Source organism: uncultured Nonlabens sp., assembly GCF_947495285.1.
GTDB lineage: Bacteria > Bacteroidota > Bacteroidia > Flavobacteriales > Flavobacteriaceae > Nonlabens.
This window is the reverse complement of sequence record NZ_CANLXZ010000010.1, coordinates 17,410-29,691: the sequence shown is the minus strand read 5'-3', so window position 1 is coordinate 29,691 and position 12,282 is coordinate 17,410. Positions and strand designations below refer to the sequence as shown.

Annotated in this window: 20 protein-coding genes; 18 read left to right on the top strand and 2 right to left on the bottom strand. The window is 36.4% G+C overall.

The window, feature by feature from the left end:
* Nucleotides 1-2: 2 nt before the first annotated feature.
* From Q0838_RS05795 to Q0838_RS05710, 18 genes are all read left to right on the top strand, one after another.
* Complete coding sequence (locus Q0838_RS05795; RefSeq protein ID WP_298952299.1) at nucleotides 3-476, top strand: hypothetical protein; 474 nt, start codon at nucleotides 3-5, stop codon at nucleotides 474-476.
* Nucleotides 477-526: 50 nt separating this feature from the next.
* On the top strand, nucleotides 527-1,231 hold the full coding sequence (locus tag Q0838_RS05790) for a hypothetical protein (protein ID WP_298952298.1): 705 nt from the start codon (nucleotides 527-529) through the stop codon (nucleotides 1,229-1,231).
* Between the two features lie 34 nt (nucleotides 1,232-1,265).
* Nucleotides 1,266-2,813, top strand: a complete 1,548-nt coding sequence (locus tag Q0838_RS05785) for a YncE family protein (RefSeq protein WP_298952296.1) — start codon at nucleotides 1,266-1,268, stop codon at nucleotides 2,811-2,813.
* Nucleotides 2,797-3,234, top strand: coding sequence for a TIGR02594 family protein (locus Q0838_RS05780; protein WP_298952294.1), 438 nt, complete (start codon nucleotides 2,797-2,799; stop codon nucleotides 3,232-3,234). The genes Q0838_RS05785 and Q0838_RS05780 overlap by 17 nt, the downstream gene beginning before the upstream one ends.
* Nucleotides 3,235-3,244: 10 nt before the next feature.
* Entirely contained in the window at nucleotides 3,245-3,739 is a 495-nt protein-coding gene (locus tag Q0838_RS05775; protein ID WP_298952292.1) for an N-acetylmuramoyl-L-alanine amidase, read from the top strand.
* On the top strand, nucleotides 3,740-3,928 hold the full coding sequence (locus Q0838_RS05770; protein ID WP_145000658.1) for a hypothetical protein: 189 nt from the start codon (nucleotides 3,740-3,742) through the stop codon (nucleotides 3,926-3,928).
* Nucleotides 3,928-4,374, top strand: coding sequence for a hypothetical protein (locus Q0838_RS05765; protein ID WP_151674549.1), 447 nt, complete (start codon nucleotides 3,928-3,930; stop codon nucleotides 4,372-4,374). Before Q0838_RS05770 ends, Q0838_RS05765 begins: the two co-directional genes overlap by 1 nt.
* On the top strand, nucleotides 4,371-4,859 hold the full coding sequence (locus Q0838_RS05760; protein ID WP_298952289.1) for a hypothetical protein: 489 nt from the start codon (nucleotides 4,371-4,373) through the stop codon (nucleotides 4,857-4,859). The genes Q0838_RS05765 and Q0838_RS05760 overlap by 4 nt, the downstream gene beginning before the upstream one ends.
* 1 nt (nucleotide 4,860) lies before the next feature.
* Nucleotides 4,861-5,382 (top strand): hypothetical protein, encoded by a 522-nt coding sequence (locus Q0838_RS05755; protein ID WP_298952287.1) that lies wholly within the window; start codon nucleotides 4,861-4,863, stop codon nucleotides 5,380-5,382.
* Nucleotides 5,383-5,391: 9 nt separating this feature from the next.
* The gene (locus tag Q0838_RS05750; RefSeq protein ID WP_298952285.1) at nucleotides 5,392-5,892 is read left to right on the top strand and encodes a peptidoglycan-binding domain-containing protein; all 501 of its coding nucleotides are present in this window, start codon (nucleotides 5,392-5,394) and stop codon (nucleotides 5,890-5,892) included.
* Complete coding sequence (locus tag Q0838_RS05745; RefSeq protein WP_298952283.1) at nucleotides 5,892-6,395, top strand: hypothetical protein; 504 nt, start codon at nucleotides 5,892-5,894, stop codon at nucleotides 6,393-6,395. Before Q0838_RS05750 ends, Q0838_RS05745 begins: the two co-directional genes overlap by 1 nt.
* Entirely contained in the window at nucleotides 6,373-6,621 is a 249-nt protein-coding gene (locus tag Q0838_RS05740) for a hypothetical protein (protein ID WP_042269925.1), read from the top strand. Before Q0838_RS05745 ends, Q0838_RS05740 begins: the two co-directional genes overlap by 23 nt.
* Entirely contained in the window at nucleotides 6,618-6,941 is a 324-nt protein-coding gene (locus tag Q0838_RS05735) for a hypothetical protein (RefSeq protein ID WP_042269923.1), read from the top strand. The genes Q0838_RS05740 and Q0838_RS05735 overlap by 4 nt, the downstream gene beginning before the upstream one ends.
* The gene (locus Q0838_RS05730) at nucleotides 6,941-7,291 is read left to right on the top strand and encodes a hypothetical protein (protein WP_298952280.1); all 351 of its coding nucleotides are present in this window, start codon (nucleotides 6,941-6,943) and stop codon (nucleotides 7,289-7,291) included. Before Q0838_RS05735 ends, Q0838_RS05730 begins: the two co-directional genes overlap by 1 nt.
* Nucleotides 7,242-7,616 (top strand): hypothetical protein, encoded by a 375-nt coding sequence (locus Q0838_RS05725; protein WP_298952278.1) that lies wholly within the window; start codon nucleotides 7,242-7,244, stop codon nucleotides 7,614-7,616. Before Q0838_RS05730 ends, Q0838_RS05725 begins: the two co-directional genes overlap by 50 nt.
* Nucleotides 7,616-8,149 carry a hypothetical protein gene (locus tag Q0838_RS05720; RefSeq protein ID WP_298952276.1) on the top strand — a complete coding sequence of 178 codons (534 nt, stop codon included), beginning with the start codon at nucleotides 7,616-7,618 and terminating at the stop codon, nucleotides 8,147-8,149. The genes Q0838_RS05725 and Q0838_RS05720 overlap by 1 nt, the downstream gene beginning before the upstream one ends.
* Nucleotides 8,150-8,191: 42 nt before the next feature.
* Entirely contained in the window at nucleotides 8,192-8,524 is a 333-nt protein-coding gene (locus Q0838_RS05715; RefSeq protein WP_178989471.1) for a hypothetical protein, read from the top strand.
* A 119-nt stretch (nucleotides 8,525-8,643) separates the two neighbouring features.
* Nucleotides 8,644-9,174 (top strand): D-Ala-D-Ala carboxypeptidase family metallohydrolase, encoded by a 531-nt coding sequence (locus Q0838_RS05710; RefSeq protein ID WP_298952271.1) that lies wholly within the window; start codon nucleotides 8,644-8,646, stop codon nucleotides 9,172-9,174.
* A 3-nt stretch (nucleotides 9,175-9,177) separates the two neighbouring features.
* On the opposite strand, the gene Q0838_RS05705 is transcribed toward Q0838_RS05710, so the two are convergent.
* Together Q0838_RS05705 and Q0838_RS05700 are read right to left on the bottom strand one after the other, a co-directional pair.
* Nucleotides 9,178-10,743 (bottom strand): sigma 54-interacting transcriptional regulator, encoded by a 1,566-nt coding sequence (locus tag Q0838_RS05705; protein WP_298952270.1) that lies wholly within the window; start codon nucleotides 10,741-10,743, stop codon nucleotides 9,178-9,180.
* Entirely contained in the window at nucleotides 10,733-12,277 is a 1,545-nt protein-coding gene (locus tag Q0838_RS05700) for a phosphatidylserine/phosphatidylglycerophosphate/cardiolipin synthase family protein (protein ID WP_298952269.1), read from the bottom strand. Before Q0838_RS05700 ends, Q0838_RS05705 begins: the two co-directional genes overlap by 11 nt.
* Nucleotides 12,278-12,282: the final 5 nt, after the last annotated feature.

Genomic DNA, 12,282 nt, shown 5'->3' with positions numbered 1-12,282 from the left:
TTATGATCTTAGGAGAAACAGAAAGTATTTTAAGTCGCCATCTACAAGATGACGATTACGATGACTTTTTTGGAAATAAAAAGAAACGAAAAGCAAAACGTGCAAAGCGAAAAGCGAAACGTGTTGCCAGACGAACTGTGAGAAGATCTGCTCCAAAACGAATTGAACGCAAAGCAAAACGTACAAAGTTCTTTAAGGATGTAGGACAGATTTATAAAGAAGCTGGTGGCGCAACTGCAATAAGTCAAGCAATCGATTCTTTTACGAAGCCAAAACCTTTAGACGCCTATGGTGCAAGCACAGAACTGCCTTCTGACTTTTCAATAGGTTTAGGTGCAGATGCAGAGACTGAAGAAGAGAAAAAAGGTATTCCAACAGTCGTATACATTTTAGGCGGTGTTGTAGTTGTCGGTGTAATCGGACTTGCAGTAATGAGTAGTTCTAAGAATAAGCAATACCAACAATATCCTCAGTGATAACAACCATTCCATCAAATAGAGAACGTTTTCAGTTAAAACTGACCATTATGGCTTTAATGCCATTTGATTTGGGTATTCGTGTGTATGATCCTGAGCATCCTAATAGCTATTATTTTAGGAGAAAAGCCGCTTTCGCGAAAGCGAACTCAAAACGAGAGTTTATTATCGCATTACCTGTCTCTCCTGAAGTGCTGGAAATGGAAGTCTTCGATAAAAACGATGTAGATGATGATGCTTTTGAAATCGTTAATGTGAAAATAGAAAAGATGCCAGCACTTGCTGTCTGGGCAACTGATGATCAACATCGCTTTTTAGAATTTGCGATACAGTTTGCGCAAAAAGCAGGTTATGTGCCTCCTGGTTTTTATGAAAGTAAGGACAACGAATTTCTGTTTCAATATTTAGATAAAATCACTGATCCTTTTGGCGCAGAGCTTATCACACCAGCAAGAACGCATCGGAAAATGCCGAGAGTTCAAATATCGCAACGTTTGTTTAAATCCTACACGATTCCTATTCGTGTGGCAATTTTAGCGCACGAAGGTTGTCATTGGTTTTTAAATACACGTAGCCAAACTACTGCAGATTTATGCGGAATGAAACAATACCTCGATTATGGCTTCCCGACGATTGAAGCTGTTTATGCAGTAACAAAAGTGTTCGGAAAAAACCCAGAAATGGTTGGTGCATCACAAATTGAGCGCACCAAAGATGTCATCAGTTTTATAGAAAATTACAAAGCAAATGAGTAAATCAACATATCATTGGTTAGACAAACAAGCAAGCTTGAAGCGTTTCTATGCACAGCTTCAGAATGATAACGATGTTCTTCAAGTAACGGTTACAAACCATACCAAGGATATTAGAAAAGTATGTCTTTGGGGTGCAATTGCGTGCACACCGCTTACTGATCCTATGTTTATAAATGAAGAAGGTACAAAAAGTGTAGTTGTAGATAAGCAACCACAAGAGCTGATCTATAATCTTGTTACAGACTTATTTTATGTGGTTAATCAATTAGGAGATTCCGTTTCTGTGGTTAATCCTTCTGGAGAACTTGTTACTACTATTGATTTATCACAAGATGATTCTCAAGCTGGAGACTCATTAAGAGTTAGTGAAAGAAGAGCTTATAATCCAACGACTTTAAAAGTTCCTGGAAGTATTAGTCCAGTTGCTTTAGCCGTAAACACATCTACTGATAATGATGAATACGGCGTGATTGCGGTAGCCTGCTCCGTCTCAAATGAAGTCGTTTTTATCAATAGAGATTTTTCAATTTTGAGAAGAGAATCTGTTGGTAATCGTCCCGTTGATATTGTTTATAATCCAGTAGATCAATGTTATTATACAGCAAATTTAGTTTCTGGAACAATTTCTAAAATTTGCATCAATCGCAGAGTAAATAATCTGCCTTTAGTGCCTAGTGCAAGAACACTTGGAGTTGATACCGATTCAGGCGATTTATACATTCATAATATTTTGGATGGCGAGATCAATGTGTATGATATTCAAGGTAATCTAAAAGGAAGTGTAGGTTCTGTAGTGGCAGATATTGTTTCATTCCTCTTTCATCCAGTAACCAAGAATATGTATATGGTGCTTAATAGTTCAAATTCTATTGCTGTTTTAGACACGGTAAGATTTGGAGCCATCACTAAATTAAGGGTTGGAAAAGATCCTGTTGCTATTGCTTATAACCCTCATAATGGCTTAATGTACGTTGGGAATCGAGGCGATCAAACGTTTAGCAGAATTAATTCGAAACATCAAGTAGTAGATACCAATAAAACTGGAAGTTTTGGACTTGGCTTAGCGATTAGTTCTAAAGATGAAATAATAGGTTTAAGTAACGCTTCAGATGATACGGTTAGTATTTCAGGTTTACAATCTGGCCCTACCGTAACCGTAAACGAAGAGTATTATGAAGACCGAGAAGATTTTCAGCATAATCCTGCGATGGTTGGTCACGTGAAGTTAGTCGCTTCGGGAGAAGACCGCATCAATGCACTTCAGATTACAGAAAAGTCTGTAACTGGAACAGAGATTTGTAAAACCATCTCTTTAAGTAATAGTCAGAGTCCGCAAAACTTTGCAAATGTTTCAGAAGTATTTGACTTTGATGGTAATTTGATAGATGGACACGTGACCTGGTGTTTTAAAATCAATCCATTACAACAAGTCAGCTTTTTAATTTATTACAATCAAATCGAGATGTATAATATGCTTCCCGAAAAATCAAGAATATCTACTGGTGTCCAAATGAGTAAGGGCATTCCAGTATCGTGGCTCGATAACCCTAAAGACGAGCCACCTAATGCCACAACTTATTAATATAGCCTTAAGCCAATACGGTGTAACCGAAATTGTAGGCAAAGAGCACAATCCCATTGTTCTAAATTACTTCAAAGAAATAGGACACACTTGGGTCACTACAGATGAAACTGCGTGGTGCTCTGCGTTTATCAATTGGGTAGCGCTCAAGGCGAAAGTAGAACGAAGTAATAAGCTAACCGCTCGTTCTTGGTTACAAGTTGGTACCGAAATCAAAGAACCCAAACTCAACGATGTTGTTGTTTTCTGGCGAAGTAAAAAATCCAGTTGGAAAGGTCACGTAGGACTATTCATTAGCTATTCTGAAGACAAAAAATACATCTATGTCTTGGGTGGTAATCAAAGCAATCAAGTCAACATCAAGAAGTATCCTGTCTATCGCTTATTGGGCTTTAGACGCTTATCAGCTACAAATTCTTAAATCACAATAGATGCAAAAAGTAGATTATCTCATTATACAAAGTACCGACACCAGCGAAGCGAAAGACTTCGGTAAGGAAATTATTATCAATCAACATACGCTCCCTAAAGATAAAGGTGGTTTTGGTTGGAACCGTCCGGGCATTGATTACCTCGTGCTTCAAGATGGTGTTTTACAAACCATCATTAGTGAAGACAGCCCAACAACTACAGATTTATGGGGAATCTCTCACGGAAAAAATGGAATCACAGGAATTGCAAAACACATCGCCTATGTTGGTGGTAGAACTCTTAAAGAAGCTTGGGATAAAGACACACGTACCGATGAACAAAAAGCGGCACTTGAAGCGATTGTAAAGTTCTATATACTGCGCTTTCCAGATATCATTATCGCAGGTTTTAATGAAATCCCTGCCAAAGCTGATGAAGATAGTCCAGGATTTGAAGTAGCAGAATGGCTCAGAGAATTAGACATTCCCGAGCGTAATATTTACAAGAGAAAGTAGATGAAAACGATTTTGACATTAGGTGTTGGTTTTTGGTTGGGTAGGCAGCTGTATATCAATTATGATAAGCGTACCGCTTTAAGAAAAGAAGCACAACTCAAAGCACGTCTTCAGCAATTTTTAGAACAAAACGATTTCAGTAAAACCGATAGTAAAAAACACAGTAATACCATTTTCAGAAGCAATTAATGGCGATACAAGTAAACATAGATAACCGCATTTTTTTGGTTCCAGAAGCAGACGATCCGTGTGACTTCTGGACAAGCTATTTCGCAAAACTTAAAAGCGAATTAGGTCAAGAGAATGCAAAAATGATATGGCTCATTACTTGGAAATCTAATGGTGCAGCATCCTGTACTACAAGTCCAAACTTTAATAAATGGTTGAATCAAAACAACCTTGATGTGTCTAATATGGCCACCAGAACCATTGCCGATTTATCGGAAATAGGTGGCAATATTTTTGGTTTGGGAAAGAATTTGACAAAAGTATTATCCATTGGAGTACCTGTGATATTGGCAGTCGTATTGGTTGGTGTTATCGTACTTCTTAAAAATTCAGCAAAAAACGCAGATGTATCCGATTTGGCAATGCTTACACCTGCAGGTCGTGGCTTAAAATTATTAGGCAAATGAGTATGACGTATAAAATCATAGGCGCAAGTGTGGGAACGCTCTTTATAGGAACGACGTTTTTCTCAATGAGAAAGCGCAGTCGTGACCTACGCACCAGTAAATTGCTAACTGCTATTCAAGCACAGATCCAGCCTATTTCAAGTGGACTAACCTCACAAAATGCTTTTGACATTCATTTTCTGAATAAGGTATTACAAACAGTAAATCGCGAAGTGTTGGTGTTAAAAACAAGTGCTGCTTCTCGCTATGCAGACCAGATTCATAAAGCTTGGGGAAGCTGGTATCAAGGTGGCGATGATGAAGAACAAGTTTATGGTGTGATCCGAAAAATGAAGGATAAAGTTCAGGTGTCACAAGTAGCAAAAGCTTATCAAGAAACCTACTCTAAAAACCTTATTGACACGCTCAAAGATCGCTTTGACAAAGAAGAAATAACCATAGTGCTCAACATTGTAAAAGCACTACCTAATTACAGAACAGCTTAATATGGAAATATCAAAAACAGGATGGTGGATGATAGGTGGCGCAGGACTTGGCGTTGTCGGTATCGGTGTTTTTGTTACGCTTTCGCGAAAGCGTACAAAGCAACAATCTCTACAATCTACAACAACGGCTTCTATAGGAACTGGTGTGCAAGTCACTACTGGAAATGTAGGATCTACCAAGCAAGAGCCAAATTGGAACAGTCCATTTGATATGAACTACCTCACAGATGTGCAGAAATGGGTAGCGCCAAAAAGCATTCAAGTACTTGACGATGCCTCTGCTAAAAAGCTCGCTAAAATCATTAAAGATGCTAAAGGCGCTTTTAATGACGATGAAGAGGTTATAAAAGATGTTTTCGGTAAAAAGCTGCGTGATAAAACACAAATCGCAAGTCTTTCAAAAGCTTATTACCAGCTCTATAAAAAAGATATGTGGCAACACTTAAATAGCTTTTTGAGTCAAAGTGAAATGAAGGAATATGTTTCAAAATATGTACAACGCCTTCCAAATTATCAATCATAAATCGAACCAATGAAACAGAAATCAACAACAGCAAATCCATCATTTATGACGAAAAATAAAGACCTTATAGTGGTAGGTGGTGTTATCGTGGTACTCGCAGGAGCTGCTACTGCGTATTATTTTATGACAAAGAAGAAAGAGAAAAAAGAAGCTGAATTAGCAAGTGCTTCTTCTGGAGTTACAACGGTTGCAAGCGGTTCGTCCAGCTATCAAACACCACCGTTTATTCCAAGTTCTTCAACATCATCAGGTTCAAGTACGAAACCAGTTATTACTAAAACAGGCTATCCTATCAAATATGGAAGCCGTCATCCTGATGTGAAAATATTACAGCGTTACCTGAAAATCTACAAAGAAGATTTAGGTAAAACGGGACCAAAACGAGATGGTGTTGATGGACAGTTTGGTCCTAAAACTTCACGAGCTGCGCAAAAACGATTAAAGAAAACAGTATTCACGCAAGCCGATATCGCAGGAATGCGAAAAGCGTTGTCAAGTCTTGGGAAATAATGAGCGAACAAACGATGCAAAAAGGATTACTTATCGCAGGTGGGCTTTTGGGATTAGGATTATTGGGTTACGTCCTCTTTAGAGATAAAGAAGAAACTGTTGAGGATACTGAATTTACCATTGTTGAGGAATCAAAATCTGAAAACGAAGATAAACCTACACCTGTTAAAAAAGTGATTCCTGTTGTAGAAATAAAGCCTATTGTTTCCTTAGAAAAAGAAAAGAAAGCAATTGTCAATAAGCCCGAAGTACTGCCAGAACCCAATGATGATTTCCCTTTAAAATCAGGAAGCAAAGGAGAACGCGTCTATCAACTACGTGTGTATCTCTTGAAAAATCACGGAGCAGCAAAAGGCATAATTACTGATGAGTTTGATGCCATTACTGAAGAACGTGTTTTAAGACTTTACAAAGTAAAAGAAGTGTCAGAACAGCTATTTAACGAACGAAAAATGGGTAAGATAAAAAAGCAACAAAAAGATGGCAGAAAAGAGAAGCATTAAAGATTTAATAGACGGTCTGGTAGATAAAGATGGTATCAAAACAGAAGTTACAGTCACACTTACCAATCAAACATTAACCAAGATAATTCTTGCGCTATTAGCTTCTGGAGCAACCATAGTTTTAGTAGCACATTTGACTAAGAATCTATTTCCTAATCATCAAATAGTGGCGTTACAAGCAGATATTAAAAGCATAAAATCAACCCTTAAAACACAATTAAAATGATAGAAATTTTAGCACACATATCCAATTATTTAAACAGTCTGGACTGGGCTTATATACTCACCTTTATAGTGATTGCTTATGGTCTCAATCATTACCGCTCAACCAACTTTTTCTATGAAGTCTTTAAGCTCAAAATTGCGACTCGTTATCGTGTGCTCATAATTGGCATTATTTACGGCGTTGCGCTGTTTTTCTTGAGAGGTTATCAAATAAAAATGATTGAGTGTTTATTACAGTCTTTTGCTTTTGCATTGGTCTTTCATAAACTCTTATTAGAGAAGTTTTTGAACAAGCTATTTCAAACGAAACCCAAAGAGTAATGAAGTTTTGGAAACCTTTTTTATTAGTGCTTTGGATTGCAGGGATTATTGTCTTGCTCATCTTTTACATCATTCCGCACGAAGAAGCTTTGAACAATGACACTATTCAGAAATTAGAAGAGGAAAACGAACTACTCTCAATTGAGAATGTAACCCTTGATGAAGAAATAAAAAGGCTAAAAAAGCAAACGGATAGCTTAACTGGTAAAATAGTCTCAAGCCATAAAACGATAGAAAATTTACAAAATGCACTGGATGAAAAAATTAATACTATTGATAGGATGTCTGCTATGGACTTGTATGAGTATTTCTCAGGATTTACAGCCGATAGTACAAGATATAAAGAGTGAAAAATACTTCTGTTTTGATTTGTCACAATCCAAGTATCTGGCAAAGCGATTAGAGTTCAGTGTTTACCAAGATAGTATTATAGACACGCTGCAATTACGGAACTATAGATGGCAGTATCTCACTCAAAAAAAGGATACGATCATATTTAAGTTGGAGCGTAAAGTTGAAAACCTTGTTATCATTCAAGATAATGATGAGTCACATATTCAAGAGCTGAACTTGACCATTAAAAGACAGCACAAACAAATAAAAAGAGGTAAGCTGGAGCGCTGGTTTTTTGGCGGAGGCTTACTCATACTAACCGGAATAATAATAGCACAATAATGAGTATAGTAGGATATCAAAGTAATGTAATAATCAAAACACAACGTGGCGGATTAATAGCAAACACTCAGCGTGAGCTGAGTGTGCCATCTAATCAATTAAATGCAGATATGTTGCACTCACCTGGACGTAATATTTATGCAGTGATTAACGAGAATATCGTCATTGGCAAAGACATTAGATTGCGCTCCAGATCTGGAAGAAAGGAAATTGCGGGCTGGCAGTTGAGTCTACCAGCACCAATCAACAAAAACCAACAAGGCGAGCATACAGGAACACTTTTGAGCCGTCAAGGAAAACCATTTTACTATGCAATAGATGATGACGGTCGTGTATTTGTAAGTGGCATTTTTAACGATCCAGAAGATGAAATCATCTTTAATGTTAACCCTTATGTGGCTGAGCTTCCACTGAAATTCAGACCGTTCTCAGGTGGAATATTTGTATTGCCTCCAGATGTCATCGAGAGAGATGAAATCGAAGAATCTGAGCCAGTAATTGTAAGAAGAACACGAGTTTCTAAAACGCTGTAATAAAAATAATGATGCTTTCGCGAAAACGTAATCTAAAAAGTAATGGATTTAATCAAAATACTTGCAATTGTACTGGGTGCTACTGGGTTTTGGAAACTCATTGAAGTGCTATTGCAATATGGGACGCAAAGACGTCTTAAAAGTGCTGAAATACGTAACCTGAACGTCCAGGCCAATAGTCTTGTAGTGGAAAACTATAAGCTATGGTCTGAGAATATGGAAAAGCGTTTAAAACAACTGGAGAGCAAGAATACCTTGATGAATAAAACGATAACTAAACAACGAGATCGTATCACTGATCTTGAAAAGTATATCGAGCAGTTAGAAGAAGAAATTCAAATTTTTAATAAGCAAAAAAGCAATGAACGTAGATAAAGGAAATAATACATTGAACTATATTTTTGGAGCGTTTATACTATTAAGCGCTGTAAAAATAAGTTCCGACCTATTCTTGAGATACAAGAAAAGCAAAGAGTCTGCAAAAGGATGTGGTTGTGGTAAAAAGTAACAATCAACATATCTATGTTGGATTAGGCACCTTGTCAATTTTGATGATAGGTGCTTTTGTTATTTACAGAAAATCAAAAGTAAAGTCAGTTAAAAATCAAGTGGTACAAATCTATCGACGTCCTATCGACTTGTCGGTTTTTGACAGTCCAGATATTCCTGGTTCTGGTAATTGTATGGATAGGCAATTAATTTTTATGCTTCAGCAACTGGAAGCCAGAACAGGCTATCCCATTTTTCAATGGATCAACTCTGGAGCTCGTAGCCCATCACACAACAAAAAAGTGGGCGGCGTTTCCAGTTCGTCCCATAAAATCCCTACCTGTAAAGCTGTAGATATAAAGGCTCAAACTACATTTATCCGAAATCACTTAGTTTCTGTGGCTCGTGATGTTGGATTTAAACGCATTGGAGTAGGTAGAACCTTTGTACATCTTGATACGGATGATCTTAAGTCGCAGTATGTTGCTTGGGGATATCCAAGTGGGACGCCTGCGGAGGTTAATCCTTTTGTTTGACACTTACCTCTTAAACAACCGTTCCATACTTTTATCCTTTCTTAGGGCGCTTTCTGAACGTTTTAGAACTCTACTTGCTTCCTGAAGTGAACCATAGTTAGATTCAGCCCAGAGAACTAGTTCCTTATTAAAATGAGCAATAATGTGATTATAATCTTTACCATCTATAAAGAAAGTATCACTCGATTTGTTTGGTTGCTGTTTAGTTGACCATTTTTTGAATTCTGAAATAGCCTCCTTTACGGCAACTTTTTGATTCTTATGTGATAAATAAAACGCACCTACAAGTGCTGCAAGTCGTTGTAAATCTCTAAAGTTTCCGAAAAGCTGATCTTCAGCTAAAAACTTATCAAGCGCGGTTGTATTAATCAATTTTAGACCATCATCGCTATTATGAACGCTTTTCCAAGCTTCATTCCAAAATCTTGATAGATCTTCTCTTGACTTTCTAAGTGGCGGTATCTCCACTATAAAACGAGCTATTCTGTCTGTAAAATCTAAATCTAAGTAAGTGTCGTTTAATTCTTGAAAGCTCTTGTTACTAGCAGTAATCAATCTGAATTTGGCGATTTTAGGTTCATTAGATCCTAGAGGATAGTACTGACCAGTTTGTAAAACTTGAATAAGCTGACGTTGTAAAGGTTTTGATAAATCTTGAATTTCATCCAAAAATAGAACACCTCCTTTTTCAAACTCAGCTAATATGCCGTCTTTGTCCTGATTTGCTCCTGTAAATGCGCCTTTGATATATCCAAAAAGTTCTCCTCTAAGTAGTTCTTCGTTAAAAGTTCCGCAAGCCAATTCTTTATAAGGTAAATTAGTATGTAAAGGAGCAATCACCTCTCTGACATAAGTGGACTTTCCTGTTCCACGTTCGCCTAAAAGCATTATAGGAACATTTAATAGATGCGCAAAAACTTCAATACGTTTCTCTGCTTCCCTTCGTAATCCAGATTGAGTGTCATTAGGATTTATTAGCGGAGTAAATACGTCATTAAACCTACGTTTGAGAACTTCACTTAGGTACGTTTTAGGCTTAAATTTTATTTCATTTATTGCATAACTATCATCTGCTTTCGACCATTGACTAGACCATAGTCTAGTGTTCTCTGGAAGATAACCACTCGCATTGAGCATTAGCCATACTACGTGCATTTGAGGTGTTCCTGGAGAAACATTAATATGTAAATTACCTGAATAGGTACTGAAATCAGATTTAAGTAATTGTACCAATCCATCATATATGGATTGGTAATGTGTCACACTTTTTATTGTGATTCCCTTATTTCTGAATATAGGGAACGGTCTTTCTTGTAGTTCAAATTGATCTCTTACCCTTTTTACTTTGGCTAATCTGTCCTTATCAATCAGAATTTTAGCATCTAGCTCTTCTTTGAAGAATACCTTTCTTTCTGCTATGTTTAGATCAGTTAATGGCTGGTTATGCAAATACAAGACTTCATTTATCAAAATATTTTCATTCTCCAATAAACCAAGAATAGTTCTAGCAGTAACAATGAAACCGTGATTGTAGGAATCCCAGGTTAAAAGACAGTTTTTAGTTTCCATAAAGCTCCATATTTTTATATTCAGACCATTTTGAATTAATGTATTGCAGTAGCTCTTCTTTATTTGACTTTACCCAATCGACATTAATAACTGTCTTATTGGTAGCTATCCATTTAATCTCTGATTCTTGAGGTTTCTTTTCTCCCTTCTTCATTTTTGAAGTGTTCACTTTTTTAATCAATACCTTAGAAAGTACTTCGTCAATAGGTTCTAATCTCTCTGATTCGTTTTCTACAAATCCTTTTAATGTAGCGACTTTATCGACTTCTAAATTTTTATGTTTTTCAAAATTATTTGTTCCATTAGTATCCTTAAAAAAAGTAGCTAAGTCTAATAGTTTCGTAATCTCTTTTTTCAGATTGACTTTTTTAGTTTCTGAAATTTTATCAGTTACTAGTGCTTTGTTTTTGAACGTATTGTAGTTGCTAATTTCTTGTACACTTTTTTGAGAGTGAAATGTCAACGGAAAATCCTGTTTCCATTTATTCTGTATTCCTATCAAATCTTTGGTTTGTCTATTACTAAGAAGCATACCAACCTCAAATCCATTATCCATTCCGTGCTTTTCAAAGTTTGCTGTAAAAACATACGCTTCTTTATCGTCCACAATAATACTTTTAGCGTGTATTAATGGATGGCAGAATACTTTTGCGCCAGCTTTTTGTAATTCCGAAATATGATTTACAATAGTTTTTTCTCTTGGTCTACAGAAGATGGTCACTTCAATCCCTGATTTAATTTTACTTAAGATCTCTTTCGCTAACTCGTGCTCAATATCTAAACCAAAAGTTGAAAATGATATACTCTCTTGAGTATTACTAATGCTGGTAATTAACGTGCTCTTTAGATTAGACAAGCCCGCATTTGGAGATGTGCAAAGAATGTGATCTAGTTGTGGTGCTTGGAATTTATTTGCTGGTCGAACTTTATCAAATGTTTCGGTGTCATTCTGCTCATCTGTAGTATGTTCCCAAAAATGATATACAAATAACTTAAATAGCTCATTAGTTTGTATCTCATCAAGTTCAACACCTAATTCTGGGTTTTCTTTAAAAGGCTTTTCATTAAAGTTACCTGTAAATAGAAATCCATTGGCATTGTTTGATTTTGGATCAATCAAAATAAATTTTGCGTGTAGATTTTCTGCTTGACGATGTACAAAATGTCTTCTAAACTTCTTGTTTATCATTTCTTTATACTCATCAGTAATAAAATTATCATCCTCTGGGTAAGCTTGTGTTTTTAATCGTGTCTCTGCAGCATCTAGGATAAAAACCTTAACATCTCTTTGACTTGCTTCAACTAATGCGTCTATGATACTTGTATCTTGAATAAGAAAAGATTGTAAGCAAATCATCTCTTCAGCTTGCTGGATGTGCTCTATGATGTTGTGAAAAAGCACTTGTTTTGGTCCTGATTCAATTACTGATAACTGCTGCTCTTCTGTGCTTTGCCATTGGTTAGTAGTTAGTATAAAGACATTATCAAGAATCTCTTCATTACGGAATGTTTGTTTGAAATTTATAGTATGCATTTGAT